This window comes from Thalassiella azotivora (assembly GCF_054781695.1).
Genome location: NZ_BAAGTX010000026.1, coordinates 1 through 20105 on the forward strand (window position 1 = coordinate 1; position 20105 = coordinate 20105).

The 20105-nt window shown below is 74.8% G+C and carries 16 protein-coding genes and 2 tRNA genes; 15 read left to right on the top strand and 3 right to left on the bottom strand.

Translation table 11 applies throughout. From position 1 onward, the window contains the following. The 9 genes from ACYVQV_RS16165 to cimA all read left to right on the top strand — a co-directional run. Nucleotides 1-1884 (top strand): putative bifunctional diguanylate cyclase/phosphodiesterase (locus ACYVQV_RS16165; protein ID WP_461024343.1); only part of this gene is annotated, 1884 nt, incomplete at its 5' end. A gap of 275 nt (nucleotides 1885-2159) precedes the next feature. Next, a complete protein-coding gene (locus ACYVQV_RS16170) occupies nucleotides 2160-3995 on the top strand; it encodes an acetolactate synthase large subunit (RefSeq protein ID WP_461024344.1) in 1836 nt (611 codons plus the stop codon). Nucleotides 3996-4003: 8 nt separating this feature from the next. After that, nucleotides 4004-4516 (top strand): acetolactate synthase small subunit, encoded by a 513-nt coding sequence (gene ilvN / locus ACYVQV_RS16175; RefSeq protein WP_461024345.1) that lies wholly within the window; start codon nucleotides 4004-4006, stop codon nucleotides 4514-4516. A gap of 45 nt (nucleotides 4517-4561) precedes the next feature. Beyond that, on the top strand, nucleotides 4562-5590 hold the full coding sequence (gene ilvC, locus ACYVQV_RS16180) for a ketol-acid reductoisomerase (protein WP_461024346.1): 1029 nt from the start codon (nucleotides 4562-4564) through the stop codon (nucleotides 5588-5590). 143 nt (nucleotides 5591-5733) lie between these two features. Then, nucleotides 5734-6216 (top strand): DUF4265 domain-containing protein, encoded by a 483-nt coding sequence (locus ACYVQV_RS16185; protein WP_461024347.1) that lies wholly within the window; start codon nucleotides 5734-5736, stop codon nucleotides 6214-6216. Nucleotides 6217-6614: 398 nt separating this feature from the next. Continuing rightward, the gene (locus ACYVQV_RS16190; protein WP_461024348.1) at nucleotides 6615-8177 is read left to right on the top strand and encodes a gamma-glutamyltransferase; all 1563 of its coding nucleotides are present in this window, start codon (nucleotides 6615-6617) and stop codon (nucleotides 8175-8177) included. 65 nt (nucleotides 8178-8242) lie between these two features. Beyond that, nucleotides 8243-9325 (top strand): 3-isopropylmalate dehydrogenase, encoded by a 1083-nt coding sequence (locus ACYVQV_RS16195; protein ID WP_461024349.1) that lies wholly within the window; start codon nucleotides 8243-8245, stop codon nucleotides 9323-9325. Between the two features lie 71 nt (nucleotides 9326-9396). Continuing rightward, nucleotides 9397-10518 carry a branched-chain amino acid aminotransferase gene (locus ACYVQV_RS16200; RefSeq protein ID WP_461024350.1) on the top strand — a complete coding sequence of 374 codons (1122 nt, stop codon included), beginning with the start codon at nucleotides 9397-9399 and terminating at the stop codon, nucleotides 10516-10518. A gap of 284 nt (nucleotides 10519-10802) precedes the next feature. Further along, the gene (cimA, locus tag ACYVQV_RS16205; protein ID WP_461024351.1) at nucleotides 10803-12401 is read left to right on the top strand and encodes a citramalate synthase; all 1599 of its coding nucleotides are present in this window, start codon (nucleotides 10803-10805) and stop codon (nucleotides 12399-12401) included. A 13-nt stretch (nucleotides 12402-12414) separates the two neighbouring features. On the opposite strand, the gene ACYVQV_RS16210 is transcribed toward cimA, so the two are convergent. Continuing rightward, nucleotides 12415-14106, bottom strand: coding sequence for a metallophosphoesterase (locus ACYVQV_RS16210; RefSeq protein WP_461024352.1), 1692 nt, complete (start codon nucleotides 14104-14106; stop codon nucleotides 12415-12417). A 49-nt stretch (nucleotides 14107-14155) separates the two neighbouring features. Continuing rightward, nucleotides 14156-15067 carry a 3-methyladenine DNA glycosylase gene (locus tag ACYVQV_RS16215; RefSeq protein WP_461024353.1) on the bottom strand — a complete coding sequence of 304 codons (912 nt, stop codon included), beginning with the start codon at nucleotides 15065-15067 and terminating at the stop codon, nucleotides 14156-14158. A gap of 48 nt (nucleotides 15068-15115) precedes the next feature. Here ACYVQV_RS16215 and ACYVQV_RS16220 point away from each other — a divergent pair, with 48 nt between their 5' ends. The 5 genes from ACYVQV_RS16220 (at nucleotide 15116) to ACYVQV_RS16240 (ending at nucleotide 18749) form a co-directional block, all read left to right on the top strand. Further along, nucleotides 15116-15895 (top strand): fumarylacetoacetate hydrolase family protein, encoded by a 780-nt coding sequence (locus tag ACYVQV_RS16220; protein ID WP_461024354.1) that lies wholly within the window; start codon nucleotides 15116-15118, stop codon nucleotides 15893-15895. 45 nt (nucleotides 15896-15940) lie between these two features. Next, nucleotides 15941-17437: a glutamate--tRNA ligase gene (gene gltX, locus ACYVQV_RS16225; protein WP_461024355.1), complete on the top strand. Its 1497-nt coding sequence runs from the start codon at nucleotides 15941-15943 to the stop codon at nucleotides 17435-17437. Then, nucleotides 17434-18480: a lysostaphin resistance A-like protein gene (locus ACYVQV_RS16230; protein ID WP_461024356.1), complete on the top strand. Its 1047-nt coding sequence runs from the start codon at nucleotides 17434-17436 to the stop codon at nucleotides 18478-18480. The genes gltX and ACYVQV_RS16230 overlap by 4 nt, the downstream gene beginning before the upstream one ends. A gap of 51 nt (nucleotides 18481-18531) precedes the next feature. Then, a tRNA-Gln gene (locus ACYVQV_RS16235) sits at nucleotides 18532-18603 on the top strand. 73 nt (nucleotides 18604-18676) lie between these two features. Beyond that, nucleotides 18677-18749: transfer RNA gene (locus ACYVQV_RS16240), tRNA-Glu, on the top strand. Nucleotides 18750-18837: 88 nt separating this feature from the next. Here ACYVQV_RS16240 and ACYVQV_RS16245 read toward each other — a convergent pair. Then, nucleotides 18838-19464 carry a MerR family transcriptional regulator gene (locus ACYVQV_RS16245; protein WP_461024357.1) on the bottom strand — a complete coding sequence of 209 codons (627 nt, stop codon included), beginning with the start codon at nucleotides 19462-19464 and terminating at the stop codon, nucleotides 18838-18840. A gap of 135 nt (nucleotides 19465-19599) precedes the next feature. Here ACYVQV_RS16245 and ACYVQV_RS16250 point away from each other — a divergent pair, with 135 nt between their 5' ends. Further along, the gene (locus tag ACYVQV_RS16250) at nucleotides 19600-20082 is read left to right on the top strand and encodes a DUF4188 domain-containing protein (protein ID WP_461024358.1); all 483 of its coding nucleotides are present in this window, start codon (nucleotides 19600-19602) and stop codon (nucleotides 20080-20082) included. Nucleotides 20083-20105: the final 23 nt, after the last annotated feature.

Below are 20105 nucleotides of genomic sequence, written 5' to 3' on the forward strand. Positions count from 1 at the left end.
GCGCTGTGGGCCGGCCGCGTCCCCGGGGCCCGCGCCGACGAGGACGTCGCGGGACCGCCGCCCGGCGTCCCGCTGCTCGTGGCCACCGGCTCGGGCTCGAGCGTGCTGGCCACGACCGTCCTGCTGGGCGGCGGGCTGACCGGCGTCGACGGCGCCGGCCCCGCGGCTTCCGCGCTGTGGCTCGCCGGCGCCGCGGCCCTGGCCGCAGGCCCCTGGTGGGGGCCGCTGCTCGTCGGCTCCCGCCGCGCCACCGCCTCGACGATCTCCCGGGCCACGGTCGCCGCCTGCGCCGCCGCCGCGGTCGTCGTGGGGGTGCTGGGCCCCTGGTCGGCCGACGGATGGCTCGTCGCGGTGTGCGCGGTCGCGCTGCTCGCCGTGACCGGCGTCCTGGCCGTCCTGATGGCGGAGAACCGCCGGCTGTCGCGCCGGGTCGCGGCGGTCGGCGTCGCGCCGGTGCGCGACCCCGTGACCGGCCTGCCCGCCCGTGCCGCCCTGGAGGCCGAGCTCGAGGACGCCGTCGAGCGCCGACAGGCCGGCGGCCCTCCGGTCGCCCTCCTGTCCTGCGTCATCGGCGGCCTCGCCGACGTGCACGACACGGCGGGCCGGGGTGTCGGTGAGGACGTGCTGCGGCAGGCGGCCCGGGGCATGCTCGACGCGGTGGGGCAGCACGGGCTGCTGGTGCGCTCCGGTGACGTGGAGTTCGCGCTCCTGGTCCAGGGCGACACCGGCGCCGACCGGCTGGACGCGCTGGCGCGGGCGCTGCTCGGCAGCCTCGACCGGTCCTACGCGGGCGGGGGAGGGGTGCACCACCTCGTCGCCTGCGTCGGGCTGGCCCACCACGAGCCCGGCGGGGGCGCCGAGGACGTGCTGCGGCACGCCGACGTGGCCCGGCACGGGGCCGAGGCGGCCGGCTGGGGGTCGGTGCAGGTGTACGTCCCGCAGCTGCGCGACCGGGTCGTCAGCCGCGTGCGCGCCCGCTCGCGGCTGCGCAGCGCCGTGGGGGAGGCGACCCCGGAGGTGCGGTTCCAGCCGCAGGTGCGGCTCGCGGACGGCGAGGTGGTCGGGGTCGAGGCCCTCGTCGGCTGGCGCTCACCGGACGGCAAGCGGCTGGCGACCGACGCCGTCATCGAGCTCGCCGAGGGCAGCGGCGCCATCGTCGACCTGGGCGCCCGGGTGCTGGGGGCCGCGGCCCGTCACGCCGCGCGGTGGCGGGCGGACGGCCACGACCTGCGGGTGTCGGTGAACCTGTCGGTCCGCCAGCTCGGCTGGCCCGGCACGGTCGACGCCGTGGACAGCGCGCTGGCGCGCTCCGGGCTGCCCGCGACCGCCCTCACGCTGGAGGTCACCGAGAGCCTGCTGCTGCCCGACTCACCGGGGGCGATCGAGGCCCTGGAGCTCATCCGCTCCACCGGGGTCCGGCTCGCCGTGGACGACTTCGGCACCGGCTGGAGCGGTCTGGACCACCTGCGCCGGCTCACCGTCGACGAGCTGAAGATCGACAAGCGGTTCATGCAGCACGCCGGGTCCAGGGCCCGGGAGACGGCGCTGCTCGCGGCGATCGTCCGGCTCGGGCGCGACCTGGGCCTGGACGTCGTCGCCGAGGGCGTGGAGGACGTCGGCCAGGCGCGCCTGCTGCGCGACGCGGGCTGCCACCTCGGTCAGGGGTACGCCTTCTCCAAGCCCCTGGTCGCCTCGGCCGTCGAGGCCTTCCTGGAGCGCGGTGCGTTCGACCTCGACGCCCCGCTGCCCCCGCACCCCGCGGGCGAGCCCGTCCCGGTGCCACGGGTCGAGCGTCGCCGCCGTGGTCTGCGCGACCGGCGAGCCGCCCCGCGGGCCGACGCCGTCGAGCGCCGGTCGGTCGACGGTGACCTGTCCGCTTCCTGAGCCGGGCGGTCCGAGGAGTGAGACGCGAGTGGCTCCCGGTTGACCCCCGCGCCCGCCGCGGGCGAGCATGACGTCATGAGCAGGCTCCTTGTCGTAGTCGATCGGCGCGCGTGACGCCGCTCGCAGCGAACGAGCCCCTCCGCGCGCCGACCCCTCCGTGAGCCATCCTTGGCCGGGGGGTTTTTTCGTGCCAGCACCGAGCACCGTCCACGCAGCACCCCCCGAGCAGCACCAGCAGCGCCACCGGATGTCCCGGTCGACCGAAGGAGAACGCCATGGCCACCGCCCACGCGGTGCCCCGCCCACCCAGCCGCCCCGGGCCGCGCCCGGGTCAGCCCGCCGCTGAGGCCGCCCCCGTCACCGGTGCGCAGAGCCTCGTGCGCAGCCTCGAGCGGGTCGGCGCGGAGGTCGTCTTCGGCATCCCCGGCGGGGCGATCCTGCCGGCGTACGACCCGCTGCTGGACAGCACCGCCGTCCGGCACGTCCTGGTCCGCCACGAGCAGGGCGCCGGGCACGCCGCGCAGGGCTACGCCCAGGCGACCGGGCGCGTCGGCGTCTGCATGGCGACGTCCGGGCCCGGCGCGACGAACCTGGTGACCCCGATCGCCGACGCGCACATGGACTCCGTCCCCCTCGTGGCCATCACCGGGCAGGTGGCCAGCTCCTCGATCGGCACCGACGCCTTCCAGGAGGCGGACATCGCCGGCATCACGATGCCGATCACCAAGCACAACTACCTCGTCACGGACCCCGCCGAGATCCCGCGCACGATCGCCGAGGCCTTCCACATCGCGGGGACCGGGCGGCCCGGCCCCGTCCTGGTCGACATCTCCAAGGACGCGCTGCAGGCCGCCACCCGGTTCAGCTGGCCGACCGAGCTCGAGCTGCCGGGCTACCGCCCGGTGACCCGGCCGCACGGCAAGCAGGTGCGGGAGGCCGCCCGCCTGCTGGCCACCTCCCGCCGTCCCGTCCTGTACGTCGGCGGCGGCGTGCTCAAGGCCCGCGCGTCCGACGTCCTGCGCGAGCTCGTCGACCTGTCCGGTGCGCCCGTCGTGACGACGCTGATGGCCAGGGGGGCGCTGCCCGACAGCCACCCCCAGCACCTCGGGATGCCCGGCATGCACGGCACCGTCGCCGCGGTCACCGCCCTGCAGAAGGCCGACCTCATCGTCAGCCTCGGCGCCCGCTTCGACGACCGGGTCACCGGCCAGCTCTCGACGTTCGCGCCGGGCGCAGTCATCGTGCACGCCGACATCGACCCCGCGGAGATCTCCAAGAACCGGGTCGCGGACGTGCCGATCGTCGGCGACGCCCGGGAGGTCGTCACCGACCTCGTCGCGGCGTTGCGCGCCGAGGCCGACAGCGGGCACCGCCCGGACCTCGAGGGCTGGTGGAAGCAGCTGGACTCCTGGCGCGAGACCTACCCGCTCGGCTACGCCGACTCCGGCGACGGCAGCCTCGCCCCCCAGCACGTCATCGAGCGCCTCGGGGCGATCTCCGGGCCGGAGTCGATCTACGTCGCCGGCGTCGGGCAGCACCAGATGTGGGCCGCGCAGTTCATCCGGTACGAGCGCCCCGGCAGCTGGATCAACTCCGGGGGGCTGGGCACCATGGGCTTCGCCGTCCCGGCAGCGATGGGCGCCAAGGTCGGCGCCCCCGACCGCACCGTCTGGGCGGTCGACGGCGACGGGTGCTTCCAGATGACCAACCAGGAGCTCGCCACGTGCGCGCTCAACGACATCCCGATCAAGGTCGCGGTGGTCAACAACTCCTCGCTCGGCATGGTCCGGCAGTGGCAGACCCTGTTCTACGAGGGCCGGTACTCCAACACCGACCTGCACACCGGTACCGGTGCCGAGGTGGGCCGGCGCATCCCCGACTTCGTCAAGCTCGCCGACGCCTACGGCTGCGTGGGGCTGCGCTGCGAGCGCCCCGAGGACGTCGACGCCACGATCGAGAAGGCGATGGAGGTCGACGACCGGCCCGTCGTCGTCGACTTCGTCGTCCACCGCGACGCGATGGTCTGGCCGATGGTGCCGGCGGGCGTGAGCAACGACGCGATCCAGGTCGCCCGGGGCACCGCCCCCACCTGGGACCGGGAAGAGGGCTGAGGGAGTCGATGAGCAGGCACACCCTGTCCGTGCTGGTGGAGAACAAGCCCGGCGTGCTGACCCGCGTCGCGGCGCTGTTCGCCCGCCGCGGCTTCAACATCCACTCCCTGGCCGTCGGCCCGACGGAGCACGAGGACACCTCCCGGATCACCGTCGTGGTCGACGTCGACGAGCTGCCGCTGGAGCAGGTCACCAAGCAGCTCAACAAGCTCGTCAACGTCATCAAGATCGTCGAGCTCGACCCGGCGGCCTCCGTCCAGCGCGAGCTGCTGCTGGTCAAGGTCCGGGCCGAGGGCGCCGCCCGCTCGCAGGTGCTCGAGCTCGTGAACCTGTTCCGCGCCAAGGTCGTCGACGTCACACCCGAGTCCGTGACGGTCGAGGCGACCGGCGACAGCCAGAAGGTCGGCGCGCTGCTCAAGGTGCTCGAGCCCTACGGCGTGCGCGAGCTCGTCCAGTCGGGCCTGGTCGCCGTGGGACGTGGCCCGCGCTCCATCACCGACCGGTCCGCCCGCACGGCCTGATCCGCCCCCGAACCGAGTACGACACCAACCGAGGAGATGCCCACCGTGGCCGAGATGTTCTACGACGACGACGCCGACCTGTCCGTGATCGCCGACCGCCACGTCGCCGTCCTGGGGTACGGCAGCCAGGGCCACGCGCACGCGCTGTCGCTGCGCGACTCCGGGGTCGACGTCCGCGTCGGCCTGCCCGAGGGCAGCCGCAGCCGCGCCAAGGCCGAGGCCGAGGGCCTGCGCGTGCTCACGCCCTACGAGGCGTGCGAGGAGGCCGACCTCGTCGTCATCCTCGCGCCGGACCACGTGCAGCGGCACCTGTACACCGAGGCGGTCGAGCCGAACCTCGTGGACGGCGACGCGCTCTTCTTCGGCCACGGCTTCAACATCCGCTTCGGCTACATCACGCCGCCGGCGGGCGTGGACGTCGCCATGGTCGCCCCGAAGGGCCCCGGTCACCTCGTCCGCCGCGAGTTCGTCGACGGCCGCGGCGTGCCCGTGCTCGTCGCCGTCGAGAACGACGCCACCGGCAAGGCGTGGGACCTCGCGCTGTCGTACGCCAAGGCCATCGGCGGCCTGCGCGCCGGTGGGATCAGGACGACCTTCACCGAGGAGACCGAGACCGACCTGTTCGGCGAGCAGGCCGTCCTGTGCGGCGGGATGTCCAAGCTCGTCCAGTACGGCTTCGAGACGCTGACCGAGGCCGGCTACCAGCCCGAGGTCGCCTACTTCGAGTGCCTGCACGAGCTGAAGCTCATCGTCGACCTCATGTACGAGGGCGGCATCGCCAAGCAGCGCTGGAGCGTCTCCGACACCGCCGAGTACGGGGACTACGTCTCCGGGCCGCGCGTCATCGACGAGCGCGTCAAGGAGAACATGAAGGCCGTCCTGGAGGACATCCGCAACGGCGCGTTCGCCAAGCGCTTCATCGACGACCAGGACGCCGGCGCGCCGGAGTTCACGGCCCGCCGCGCCGAGGAGGAGCAGCACCCGATCGAGGCCACGGGCCGCGAGCTGCGCAAGCTGATGAGCTGGGTCAAGACCGACGACTCGGACTACACCGAGGGCACCGCCGCCCGCTGACGGACGCGCACGCGGCACCCCTCCGGCGACGCGCCCGGCGCCGTCGTCACGCAGCGCACCCGGTCGGCGACCGGGTGCGCTGCGGCGCGTCCGGGTCGCGGGAGGCCCCCGCCACCGGGCCGGCCGGTCGTTACGCTGCCCGCATGGCGGCCGACGCGACGACCATCACCTTGCTGGTCGCGGGATCCGACCCCGCCCAGCCCGTGCGCGAGCAGGTGTCCGTCGAGCCGCTCGGCTCGGGTCGCTACCGGGTGCTGGCGACGCCCGGGCTGGTGATGGGGACCGCTGCGGGGGACGTCGTCGAGGTCGCCCCCGACGGGACCCCGAACGTCCTGGAGCGCGGCGGCAACGTCGCCGTCCAGCTGTACGCCGCGGACGTCGCCTCCGACGAGCTGACCCCCGCGCTCGTGGCCCTCGGCGGGCGGCTCGACGGGCGCATCCCCGACACCCTCAGCGTCTACACCGTGCCCGCGGCCGTGGGCTTCCCGGCCATCCAGGCGGTCCTGGAGTGGCTGGGCCGACGCCACCCCGACGCCGAGTGGGAGTTCGGCAACGTCTGGGCCGAGGACGGCGTCACGCCCCTCGACTGGTGGCAGGCCGGGCTGCGGGACGGCGCGAGCGGCTGAGAGGCCGACCGAGCGTTCGTCGCCGACGGGGCAGGAGCGCCCCACCCGCACACCGCGCCGCGCGGGCGCGCGTGCACTTGGATGGTGCGCGTGCTCGAACCGATGCCCTCCCCGTGCGGCAGGACCGTCCCACGCGTTCCGCCGCCTCCCTCGACCGGAGCAACCAGCGTCTCGGATGCCAAGACGCTAGTTCCGGCACGTGATACGCCAGGCGTACCGTCAGTGGTGGGACGACCCGCACCGAGGTCGTCCGGGACCACCGACCGGAGGGGATCGACGTGGACGCATCGCAGGAGATCACGCTCCGCCAGGCGCTGCAGGAGGCGCTGGACCGACGCGACCAGGGCCAGAGCCGCTGACGCGCCGCTGACTCCCGTCGCCCCACCGGGCGGACGGGCATGACGAGACGGACCGCCGTCGCCGCCCCCAACCAGGCCGCGGCCGACGCGGCGGTCCAGGTCGCCGGGGCAGGCGGCGGGGCGGTCGACGCCGCCGTCGCCGCCTGCCTCGTCGCGATGGTCACCGAGCCCGGCGTCGTCAGCCCCCTCGGCGGGGCCTTCCTGACCGTCGCCGTCCCCGGCCACGACCCCGTCACGGTCGACGGCAACGTCGAGATGCCGGGTCGCGGTGCCCCGCCGCACCGGTTCGGGGGTGGTGTGCACCAGGTCACCACCGCCTACGGCGGAGGGGTGACACTGGCCGTCGGGCACGGCACGGTGGCCACGCCCGGTGCGCTCGCCGCGCTCGGGGAGGCGCACCGCCGCTGGGGCCGGGTCCCGTGGCCGCAGGTCTGCGCCCCCGCCGTCGAGGTGTCCCGCCGGGGTTTCGTGCTCGGGCCCGCCGCCGCCCACTACCTGTCCCTCGTCCACGACGACGTCTACGGCTGGGACCCCGAGAGCCGTCGCGCCGTCCACCGCCCGGACGGCGTCACGCCGCTCGCGGCGGGCGAGACGATGCGCGTCGAGGGTCTGGCCGACACGCTCGAGCACCTGGCCCGCACCGGCCCGCAGGACCTGTACACCGGCGAGCTGGCGGCGCTGCTGGTCGCCGCGAACCAGGAGGGCGGCGGCCTGGTCGGCGCCGAGGACCTGCGTGCCTACCGCGCCCGCGTCCTGCCGGCGCTGGCCGTCCGTGCCGGCCGCTGGACGCTCGGCACCAACCCGCCACCCGCCGTCGGTGGTCCCGTGCTCGCGACGCTCCTCGCCCTCCTGCAGGACGGTCCCCGCTCCGGCGACGCCGCCGTGCGTCACCTCGTCCACGTCCAGGCGGCCGTGCTGCGGCACCGGCTCGACCACCTCGACGTCGCGAGGGACCGCGTCGCGGCCGCCCGGGCGCTGCTCGACGACGTCGCCGCGCGCGGCGGGGCGTGGCTGCGCGGCGCGCCGTCCACCGTCCACGTCTCCGTCGTCGACGACGCGGGCCTGGCCTGCGCCGTGACGGCGTCGTCCGGCTACGGCTCCGGCGCGATGGTGCCCGGCACCGGGCTGTGGCTGAACAACTGCCTGGGGGAGCCGGAGCTGAACCGGCGGGGCCTGCACGCCTGGGACCCGGGGGAGCGGCTGCCCTCCAACATGGCGCCGACGGTGGGCCGGCGGGACGACGGGGCGGTGCTGGCGGTCGGCTCGCCGGGGGCCGACCGGATCACCACCGCCGTCGCCCAGGTCCTCGAGCACCTCGCGCGCGGGACGGACCTCGTCGACGCGGTCGCCGCCCCGCGCCTGCACGTGAGCCTGGTGCCGGAACGCGCCGGAGCCGGCGGGGCCGGCGGGTCGCCGGAGGTGCTCGTGGAGCACGAGGAGGACCTGTCCCTGCCCGACCTCGGCCTGCCCACCCGCAGCTGGCCGCGGCACTCGATGTTCTTCGGCGGGGTGACGGCCGCGCTGCTGCGGCCCGGTGCGGACGGCGGCAGGCTGTCCGTGGCCGCCGACCCCCGCCGCGGCGGGGGGACGGCGGTCACCTGACGGCGCGACGTCCGGATGCTGGGACGAACCGTCCGCGATCCGGGACCGCGACGTACGCTCGGTGCATGTCCGAGAGCGCCGCAGCCACCCCGTCCGCAGCCGAGGCGCCGGGCGCCGTCCGCCTCGCCGTCGTCCCCGGCGACGGGATCGGCCCGGAGGTCGTCGCGGAGGGCCTCAAGGTGCTGGAGGCCGTGACCTCCTCGACCGGCCTCAAGGTCGAGACCACCCGGTACGACCTCGGCGCCGCGCGCTGGCACGCGACCGGCGAGACGCTGCCCGACGGCGTGCTCGCCGAGATCGCCCAGCACGACGCGGTCCTGCTCGGGGCCATCGGGGACCCCACGGTCCCGAGCGGGGTGCTCGAGCGCGGCCTGCTGCTGCGGATGCGCTTCGAGCTCGACCAGTACGTCAACCTGCGCCCGTCCCGGCTCTTCCCCGGCGTCGCGGGTCCGCTGGCGGACCCGGGTGACGTCGACTTCGTCGTCGTCCGCGAGGGCACCGAGGGGCCGTACGTGGGCAACGGCGGCTCGCTGCGCACCGGCACCCCCCACGAGATCGCCACCGAGGTCAGCGTCAACACCGCCTTCGGCGTCGAGCGCGTCGTCCGCGACGCCTTCGCCCGGGCCGCCCGGCGACCGCGGCGGCACCTGACCCTCGTGCACAAGCACAACGTGCTGACGCACGCCGGGCACCTGTGGCGCCGGACGGTCGAGGCGGTCGGGGCGGAGTTCCCGGGCGTCACCACCGACTACCTGCACGTCGACGCCGCGACGATCTTCCTCGTCACGAACCCGTCCCGGTTCGACGTCGTGGTCACCGACAACCTCTTCGGCGACATCATCACCGACCTCGCCGCCGCCGTGACCGGCGGGATCGGCCTGGCGGCGTCCGGGTGCGTCAACCCCGAGCGCGCGACGCCGAGCATGTTCGAGCCCGTGCACGGCTCCGCGCCGGACATCGCCGGCCAGGGCGTCGCCGACCCGACGGCGACCGTGCTGTCCGTCGCGCTGCTGCTCGAGCACCTCGGCCTGACCGACCAGGCCCGCGCCGTCACCGACGCGGTCTCGGCCGACCTGGCCGCCCGCGCCGGTCGCGGACCGCGGCGCACCGCCGAGGTCGGGGACGCGCTGGCCGCCGCGGTGTCCTGACCCCGCGGACGCCCCCGGCAGCACCGCCGGACGCCGGTGGCCGGGCAGGCGGATCGGCTACCGTGCGGAGCATGACCGCGCCCTCCCTGCCGACGACCGGGTCGAGCACCGACCTCCGCTTCGAGCTGCACCGCAACCCGTCGCCGGTACCGGACGCCGAGCGCGCGCAGGTCCTGGCGGACCCCGGCTTCGGCAAGCACTTCACCGACCACATGGCGCGCGCCCGGTGGACGGCCGACGGTGGCTGGTCCGACGCCCGGGTGGAGCCGTACGGGCCGCTGCAGGTCGACCCGGCCACCGCCGTCCTGCACTACGCGCAGGAGATCTTCGAGGGGATGAAGGCCTACCGGCACGCCGACGGGTCGATCTGGACCTTCCGGCCCGAGGCCAACGCCGCGCGGTTCGCCCGCTCCGCCCGCCGCCTCGCCCTGCCCGAGCTCCCCGAGCAGGTGTTCCTCGCCTCCCTCGAGGCCCTCGTGCAGGCGGACGCCGACTGGGTGCCCTCCGGCGGTGAGACCAGCCTGTACCTGCGCCCGTTCATGTTCGCCTCCGAGGTCTTCCTGGGGGTCCGACCGGCGGCGCAGGTGGACTACCTGGTCATCGCCTCGCCCGCCGGCGCCTACTTCCCCGGCGGGGTCAAGCCCGTGTCGATCTGGCTCAGCCAGGAGTACACGCGCGCCGCGCCCGGCGGGACCGGCGCGGCCAAGTGCGGCGGCAACTACGCCGCCAGCCTGCTGACCCAGCAGGAGGCCATCGCCCACGGCTGCGACCAGGTGTGCTTCCTCGACGCGGTGGAGCACCGGTGGGTCGAGGAGCTCGGCGGGATGAACCTGTACTTCGTCATGGACGACGGCGAGGTCGTCACCCCTGCGCTCAGCGGCACGATCCTCGAGGGCATCACCCGCTCGTCGGTGCTGCAGATCGCCGCCGACCTCGGGCACCGGGTCACCGAGCGCAAGGTGGACGTGGCCGAGTGGCGCGAGGGGACGGCCTCGGGGCGCATCCGCGAGGTGTTCGCCTGCGGGACGGCCGCCGTGGTCACGCCCGTGGGGGAGCTGGTCGAGCCCGGCACCCGGTCGGTCGCCGGGGACGGCGAGCCCGGTGAGGTGACCACCCGGATCCGGCAGGCGCTGCTCGACGTGCAGTACGGGCGGACCGAGGACCGCCACGGGTGGCTGCACCGGCTGGCCTGAGCGCCGCCGGCGAGGACCACGGCGTCCGGTGCGTGGACGGCGGTCTCAGAACACGAGACGGTCGGTCACGCACCGGCGCTCGCTGCCACACTGACGGTGATGAACACGACCCAGCTCATCATTACCTGAGCGCGACGGCGGGCGGACGACGCCCGGCGCCGCGCAGACCTCCCGCACCCGCGGGGGGTCTTTTTCGTTGGGGCGACCCCCCGACGGGGACCAGGGAGACCGCACGCGGACGACCTCCGCAGCGGACGGCACCATCCACGAGGAACGGCGAGGCGATGACCGAGACCGCGACGGACCTGCACGTCTACGACACCACGCTGAGGGACGGCGCCCAGCAGGAGGGCCTGTCCCTGTCGGTGGTCGACAAGCTCGCCATCGCCCGCCTCCTCGACGAGCTCGGGGTCGGCTTCATCGAGGGAGGGTGGCCGGGGGCGATCCCGAAGGACACCGAGTTCTTCGCCCGGGCCGCCTCGGAGCTCGACCTGCGGCACGCCGTCCTCGCGGCGTTCGGGGCCACCCGGCGGCCCGGCGCCGTCGCGGAGAAGGACCCCCAGGTCCGCGCCCTGCTGGACTCCCGGGCTCCGGTCGTGACCCTGGTGGCCAAGTCCTCCAGCGCCCACGTGGAGCGCGCGCTGCGCACCACCCCGGCGGAGAACCTCGCCATGGTCCGCGACACCGTCGCGCTGCTCGCCCGGGAGGGCCGCCGCGTCGTCCTGGACGCCGAGCACTTCTTCGACGGCTTCGACCACGACCGCGACTACGCCCTCGAGGTCGTCCGGACGGCCGCCGAGGCGGGCGCGGAGGTCGTCGCCCTGTGCGACACCAACGGCGGGATGCTGCCGAGCCGGGTCACCGAGTCGGTGCAGGAGGTCCTCGCCGAGACCGGTGCGCGGCTCGGGATCCACTGCCACAACGACACCGGCTGCGCCGTGGCCAACACCCTCGCGGCGGTCGACGCCGGGGCGACGCACGTCCAGGGCACGCTGAACGGGTACGGCGAGCGGACCGGCAACGCCGACCTCGTCACGGTCGTCGCCAACCTCGTCCTGAAGAAGAAGGTGCCCGTGCTCGCCGCCGAGCGGCTCGCCGAGGCCACCCGCATCGCCCACGCCGTCAGCGAGCTGACCAACGTCGTCCCGTACTCGCGCCAGCCGTACGTCGGGGCCAGCGCCTTCGCCCACAAGGCCGGCCTGCACGCCTCGGCGATCCGCGTCGACCCCGACCTGTACCAGCACACTGACCCGCAGGCCGTCGGCAACGACATGCGGATGCTCGTGTCCGACATGGCCGGGCGGGCCAGCATCGAGCTGAAGGGCAAGGAGCTCGGGTTCGACCTGTCCGGCCAGCCCGAGGTGCTGTCCCGCGTCACCGAGAAGGTCAAGGCCATGGAGGCGCAGGGGTACACGTTCGAGGCGGCCGACGCCTCCTTCGAGCTGCTGCTGCGCGAGGAGGTCGAGGGCGCCCGGGCCGCCTACTTCGACGTCGAGAGCTGGCGCGTCATCACCGAGCACCGGGCCGGCCCCGACACCCCGGCCGTCTCGGAGGCCACCGTCAAGCTCGTCGCCGGCGGTCGGCGCGTCGTGGCCACCGGGGAGGGCAACGGCCCCGTCAACGCCCTCGACCACGCGCTGCGCGAGGCGCTGTCGGGCGCCTACCCCGAGCTGCGGACCATGGAGCTCATCGACTTCCGGGTCCGGATCCTCGACGCCGCGCACGGCACCGACGCGGTGACCCGCGTGCTGATCGAGACCAGCGACGGCGCGACGTCCTGGCAGACGGTCGGGGTGGCCGGGAACATCGTCGAGGCCTCCTGGCAGGCCCTCACCGACGGCGTCGTGTACGGGCTGCTCCGCCAGGGCGTCACCCGCCGCTGACTGGGGAGGACGGTCAGGGGACCACTGCGACGAGGTCGTCCACGGCGACGGTCGTCGCGCCCGTCGCCGAGGACGACACGTACGTCACCAGGCCCACCGCCCCCGGGCCCTGCAGCCCCGCCGTCGTGTCGGTCGCCTCCCGCGCCCACGCCGAGGGCTCCGGTGCCCCGACCGGCCACGCCCGCGCCCGCAGGGTCGTCGGGCCGCTGCCTGTGACCTGCATGCGGACGTGCACGCCGCCGCCGTGAGGCAGCGGCGGCCCCGGAATGGCGACCGGAGGCGCCAGGACCACCTCACGGCCCGACGCGTCCGCCTGCACGAGCGACAGCGTCGCCGTACCGTCCGGCAGGAACCGCACCTTCGCCCGGTAGTCCCCGGCACCCGCGATCCGCCGACCCACCGCGGAGACGTACACCCCGCCCCCCGTCGGCCGCTCGACGGCGCGGGCCACCAGCGTGAGGTCGGTGGCGACGGAGGTCACCTGGTCCATCGTCGCGCGGCCGCCACCACCGGGGCCCGAGTGCGAGCGCCCCTGCCCGCCGTCCACCGTCCAGGTGGCCGGCCCGCCGGACTGCGACCAGGGTCCGCCCACGTCGGCCACGCCCCAACCGGCGCCGCTCGTCCGGCTGAACCGGTCGAGGGCGAGCGGCTGCGGTACCGGGGGAGGGGGCGCCGTATCGCGTCGCACCCGCACCACGTCGGTCGCCGTCCCCGGCGGCACGGCCACGAAGCGGGCCACCAGCTGCGCGGCGTCGACCGTGACCTCCAGCACCCCGTGCGACGGGTCGTGGTTGCGGCCGGACCAGCGGGCGAAGTACGGCGCCTCCGGGTCGGCCGGATCGACGTCCCGCAGGTCGATGCCGCCCGTGCCGACGGTGGCGAGCACCGTGCCGCGCCCCTGCACCAGGTCGGAGTCGGTGTCGACCACGCACGACGGGGACGCCGTGCCGGGCACGAGGGCGGGGCAGCCCGGTCCCGTGGCGAGCTGGTGGCTGCGCTGGTACAGGTGCTCGTGACCGGACAGGACGAGGTCGACGCGCCGGTCTAGCAGCAGGTTGGTCAGGTCGGCCAGGGGTCCGCACTCGTACTGCCCGACCGACGGGCACGGTCGGTGCATCGTCACGACGACCCACGGCACCCCCGCGGCCCGGGCCCCGTCGACGGCGCGGGCGGTCCACTCGTAGCGGGCGGACCCCGCGGCGTAGGACCACGTGCCGTCGGGGAAGGGCAGCCCCGGCGAGACGGCGACCAGTCGCACCAGCGGCGCGCCCGCGGGGACGTCGACGTACCACTGGCGGCCGTACGTGCCGACCAGCCCGGGGAGCTGGTTCGGCAGGCAGGCGGAGAAGTCGTTGATGTTGCCGTTCATCCCGTTGCTCTCGTGGTTGCCGGCCACGAGCTCGAACGGGAACCCCGGGCCGACGGCCGCGGTCACCAGGTCGCACCAGTCCTGCTCGCGCCCGGTCTGGCCGTACGACAGGTCCCCCAGGGCGACGTGGACGTCGGGTGCGAGGTCGCCGACGAGGTCCAGCACACCACGGGCCCGGGTCCCGCTGCCGTAGTCGCCGGCGGCGGTGAGGTGGACGGTGCCGGCTGCCGCCAGCGACGTCCGCTCGGGGGGCGCAGGACCCGACCCCAGCGCGAGGTTCGCCGCGGTCAGCGCGACGACCACCAGCAGACCCACGAGCGCCCGGCGCGTCGACATGGTGCACCCCGCACCCGACCGACACGCGCGTCCGGCCGGCCCGTCCACGCTACGCCGCCGGCGCCGACCCGTCCCGCAGGATCGCCTCGCACACCGCCACCAGGCGCTCGCGCAGGACGGCGGAGCGCTCGGCGAACGCCCGCTGCCGGGCGACGTACTCCGCCTTGCCCTCGGGCGTCTCGACCGCGACGGCGGGCAGGCCGTAGGACGACACGTCGTACGGCGAGGCCTGCATGTCGAGCACCCGGACGTCCCGGGCGAGCTCGAAGCAGTCCAGGGCCAGCTCCCCGGGCACGGCCGGGCCGAGCTTCATCGCCCACTTGTGCACGTCCATGCCGGCGTGCAGGCAGCCCGGCTGCTCCAGGTCGGTCTGGGTCGCGCGCGTCGGCCGCAGCCTGTTCAGCGGCTCCGCGTCCGGGGCAAAGAACCGGAAGGCGTCGAAGTGCGAGCAGCGCACGGGGTGCGCCTCGACCACCGCGTCCGTCCCGTCCTGACCCAGGCGCAGCGGCAGGGGGTGCCGATGCTCGCGCTGCCGGTAGACCATCGCCCACTCGTGCAGGCCGAAGCAGCCCAGGAAGGGCGCGCGCGAGGCGGTCGCGACCAGCAGCCGGCGGACGAAGCGGACGGCGTCCCCGCGGTCGGACAGGTACGCCGCGGCGTCGAGGGCGGTGACCCCGTGCGGGTCCGTGGCGTACCAGCGCCAGGTGGCGTGGGGTGGCGGGCCGTCGTCCGCGGGACCCAGCCCTACCCCGGCGCCGGGGTGCCACCGCCGCAGCGCCGACGGCCGGGTCGGGTAGTACGTCCAGAGGAAGTCCTCCACCGCGTGGGCCTCACCCCGGCGCCGCCGCTCGGTGCGCCCCGCCGCCAGGGCGTCGGCGCGAGCGGCGTGCGCCGCGGCGGCCGCCGTCCAGGTCGCGGACGGCAGCACGGTCGCCGGCGAGGTCGGGACGGGGGCGGGCACCCGCCCAGGGTAGGTCGCCCACCCACCCGGCTGGTTACGCTCCTCACCATGCGCATCGCGAGGTTCACGACAGGTGACGACAGCCCCCGCTACGCCGTCGTAGAGGGCGAGCCCGGCGCCGAGACCCTCGTCGTCGTCGGCGGCGACCCGCTGTACTCCGAGCTGGTCCCGACGGGGGAGCGGGTCGCGCTGGCGGACGCGCGGCTGCTGGCCCCGGTGATCCCGCGCAGCAAGGTCATCGGGATCGGCCGCAACTACGCCGACCACGCGAAGGAGATGGGGCACGAGCTGCCGACCACGCCGATGATGTTCCTCGTCCCGAACACCGCCGTCGTCGGCCCGGACGACCCGATCGTGCTCCCGCCGTTCAGCGACGAGGTGCACTACGAGGCGGAGCTGGCGGTGGTCATCGGCCGGATCTGCAAGGACGTGCCGCGCGAGCGGGTCGACGAGGTGGTGCTGGGATACACCTGCGCGAACGACGTGACGGCCCGCGACGCCCAGCGTTCCGACGGCCAGTGGGCCCGCGCCAAGGGCTTCGACTCCTCCTGCCCGCTGGGCCCCTACCTGGTGACCGACCTCGACCCGTCGGCGCTGCGGGTCAGCGCCCGGCTCGACGGTGAGACGGTCCAGGACGGCACCACCGCCGACATGGTGTTCGACGTCGCCGAGCTCGTCTCCTACGTCTCGCAGGCGTTCACCCTGCTGCCCGGCGACGTCGTCCTCACCGGGACGCCGGCCGGCGTCGGCCCCCTGCAGCCCGGCCAGCGCGTCGAGGTGGAGATCGAGGGGATCGGGACGCTGTCCAACCCCGTCGTGCGCCGCTGAGCGCCGCCCGGCCGCCGCCACCCCCGTCGGTAGGCTGGCCGGACCATGGAGAACACCTCGCGCCCGGTGCGTGTCCGCGTCGCCCCCTCGCCCACCGGCGACCCGCACGTCGGCACCGCCTACATGTCCCTGTTCAACCTCGCCTACGCCCGCCAGCAGGGTGGGCAGTTCGTGCTGCGGATCGAGGACACCGACCGCGCGCGCTTCCGTGAGGACAGCGAGCAGCAGGTGTACGACACCCTGCGCTGGCTGGGCCTGGACTGGGACGAGGGCCCGGACAAGGGCGGCCCCTACGCGCCCTACCGGCAGTCCGAGCGGCTGGACCGGTACACCCCGTACGTCGAGCGCCTCCTCGAGCAGGGCAACGCCTACCGGTGCTGGTGCTCGACCGAGCGGCTGGCCGAGATGCGGGCCGAGCAGCAGGCGAGGAAGCTGCCCACCGGGTACGACCGCCTCTGCCACGGGAAGAGCGAGGAGGAGCGGCGTGCGCTGCCCGGCTTCAGTGAGACGCCGGTCGTGCGCATGCTGGTGCCGGACGACGTCCTGCTGACGTTCACCGACCGCGTGCGCGGCGAGGTCAAGGCGCCCCGGCCGGACGACCAGGTCATCCTCAAGGCCGACGGCTTCCCCACGTACCACCTCGCCGTCGTCGTCGACGACCACGAGATGGGCATCACCCTCGTCGTCCGCGGGGAGGAGTGGATCAGCTCCACCCCCAAGCACCTCCTGCTGTACCGCTGGCTCGACCTGCCGGTCCCCGAGTTCGCGCACATGCCGTTGCTGCGCAACGCCGACAAGCAGCGCTCGAAGATCAGCAAGCGGAAGAACCCGGCGGCGCGGCTCACCTGGTTCGTGGAGCAGGGCTACCTGCCCGAGGCGCTGCGCAACTTCCTGGCGCTCACCGGCTACTCGATGCCCGACCTGCGGGAGAAGTTCACCTTCGACGAGATGGTGGAGTCCTTCGACTGGTCCCGGGTCAGCGCGACCGGTGGCGTGTTCGACGTCGAGAAGCTCAACTGGCTCAACGGCGAGTACCTGCGCGAGCTGCCCGAGGCGGACCTGGGGGAGCGGGTCGTCGCCCACCTGCAGCGCGAGGCCGTCCTGCCGGACGAGCCGACCGACGACCAGCTGCGCCGCGTCCGCGCCGCGGTCCCGCTCGTGCAGACGCGGATGGAGACCCTCGCCGAGACCGTGCCGATGCTGTCGTTCCTGCTCACCGACGACCACGAGCTCGTCGTCGAGGACGACGCGCTCGCCTCGCTCAAGGACGACGCCGGTGCCGTGCTCGACGCCGCCCACGCGGCGCTGCACGACCTCCCGGAGTGGCGCACCGACACCATCGAGGCGGCGCTGCGGACGGCGGTCGTCGACGGGCTCGGCATCAAGCCGCGGCTGGCGTTCGGCCCGGTGCGGGTCGCGGTCACCGGCCGCCGGGTCTCGCCGCCACTGTTCGAGTCGATGGAGATCCTCGGTCGGGGGTCGACCCTGGCGCGGGTGCTGGCCCTGCGGTCGCGGCTGGGGGCGCAGGGGCCGACCGCGTGACGGCGGCCTCCTGGCCGCCCGGACCCGCGCAGGCCTGGCGCGAGCGGCCGTACCACCAGCTGCTGCGCGGTCCCCGGCACCGCTGGTGGCGGCCCCTGCTGTCGCTGGCCGTCGTGCTGGGGCTGTTCGTCGTCCTGCTCGTCGCTTCCACCGTCGCCCTGCTGCTGGCCACCGTCGCCAGCGGCGTGACGTGGGACGAGGTCCTCGTCGGTGACGCGCTCCTCGACGAGACCGTCCTGGCGTCGCCGCCGGTCATGCTGGTGAACAACCTCGTCCTCGCCGCGCTGGTCCCGGTGTCCGTGCTGGCCGTGTGGGCGGGCCACGGGTGGCGGCCGCGCTGGGTCTCCTCCGTCGTCGGTGGGCTCCGCTGGCGGTGGATGCTCGAGTGCGCCGTCCTGGCTGCCGTCGTCCTGCTGATGTCGTTCCTGATCTTCGTCGCCCTCGACGGCTGGCCGCGCGGGCGCGGCCAGGACGTCCTGCTGCTCCTGGCGATCGTGCTGCTGACGACCCCGTTGCAGGCGGCGGGAGAGGAGTGGTTCTTCCGCGGCTGGATGACGCAGACCATCGGGTCCGTCCTGGCCCGCCCGGTGGTCGGCGTGGTCGTCGCGGGAGCGGTCAGTGCGACCCTGTTCGCTTTCGCCCACGGCGCCCAGAACGTGTGGCTGTGGCTGCACCGCTTCGCGTTCGGGGTGCTCACCTCCTACCTGGTGTGGCGCACCGGCGGGCTTGAGGCGGCCACGGCGGTGCACGCGGTGAACAACCTCGTGGCGTGGGTGCCGGTGATCCTCACCGGCACCCTGGAGGACTCCCTGCTCGTCAGCGACGTCCCCCTCGAGGTGGTCGCCGTCGACGTCGCCGCGATGGTGGTCATGGGGGTGCTGATCACCTGGTGGGCCCGACGCCGCTCCGTGCAGCGGTGGCACGTCCCCCCACCGGCGCCGCCCCCGCCCCTCGCCTGGCAGCCGCCCGCCCCGCCGACAGCGGCCGGCCCGCCGGGCGCCGCCGGACCCGCCGGTTTTGGTCCGGCTCCCACGCTCCGGTAGCATCCTCACCCGGTGGTCCCGCACCGGCACGTCCCGGCGCTGGTACCCCCTTGGGGTATGGTGTAATTGGCAGCACGACTGATTCTGGTTCAGTTAGTCTAGGTTCGAGTCCTGGTACCCCAGCGCGAATTGGTGGGTCGGCGGTCATCCGCTAGAGTTCACCAGCGCACTCCGAGCGGTTCGCCGCTGGAGACACGGCCCCGTTGTGTAGCGGCCTAGCACGCCGCCCTCTCAAGGCGGTAGCGCGGGTTCGAATCCCGTCGGGGCTACGCCGAGCGAGAGCCCCGGTCGACCACGTCGACCGGGGCTCTCGCCGTGTCCGGGCCCGTTCCTACCGCTCGTTCCTACCGCCCGTTCCTACCGCCCGGTGGTCCCGCCGTCCTCGCTGCCGGCGAACCGCGCGGCGCTCGCACGCTGGTGCGCGAGCCGCCGCAGCGCGAGCAGGACCGGCTCGTACAGCACGGTCCCGAGCACCGCGTACGCGACGACGTCCTCGAGCGGGCCGTCCGGCGCGCCGGCCAGGTCGTCGTGGGCCAGCTGGTCGGCGGCGTCGGCGTACCGGGCCAGGCGCTCGCGGCCGAGGGGCAGGCCCGCGGCCTCCACCGCGTCCAGCGCCACCGCGAGCTGGCGCAGCGGGGCGGTGTCGCAGCCGACTTCCCAGCCCACCTCGGCCAGCAGGTCGCGGGCGCGCTGCGTGGCGACGTCCGCCGACGTGGCGGGGGGCAGCTCGGCCTGGGCGCGACCGAGGGTCTCGTGCAGGTCGTCGGCGTCCAGGCACGCCAGCAGGCGACGGGCGCCGGCGACGCCGAGGCCCCCGACCTCCAGCAGCGCCCGGACGAGCCGCAGGCGCGCGACGTGGCCGTCGTCGTACCGCGCCTGGGTCGCGGACGTCTGCTCGCCGGGGGGCAGCAGGCCCTCGCGCAGGTAGTACTTGATCGTGGCGACGGGCACGCCGGTCCGTGCCGACAGCTCGGAGATCCGCACCCCGCCTCCTCGCTCGTTCCTCACCGCCCGGGACGCTTGACAACCCTCACCGCCCAGGACGCTTGACAACGGAGAGTACCACTATCCAATATTGGGGAGTCGTACTATCCAATCTGACGGAGAGCAGGTCACGCCATGGCGAAGGTCGTCCCCGGGCGCAGGAGCGCCGACGACGGCGCGGTCGTCGTCTTCCTCATCGGGATGCGCGTGAACCGCTGGTGGGCGCTGCGCAGCTGGTGGCCGGTGGCCTCGGCGATGCCCCGGATGCTGCGCGAGCTGGCGAGCGACCCCAGCTCGGGACTGCTGGCCTACCGGTTGGCGGTCGGGCCCGGCGGGCCGCTGGTCGTCCAGTACTGGCGCAGCGCCGACGACCTGCTCGACTACGCGCTCGACGCCGGTCGCGAGCACCGGCCGGCGTGGAAGGCGTTCAACGAGCGTGCCCGCAGCTCCCGCGGCGCCGTGGGCATCTGGCACGAGACGTACGCCGTCCCGGCGGGCGCCCACGAGTCGGTGTACGTCGACGTGCCGGCGGCGGGTCTGGCGGCCGCCGTCGGCTCGGTGCCCACGGCGCGCCGCGGGGACTCCGCCCGGGAGCGGTTGGCGCGCCGAGCGGCCTGACCGCGGGCGCGCGGCCGGAGCCG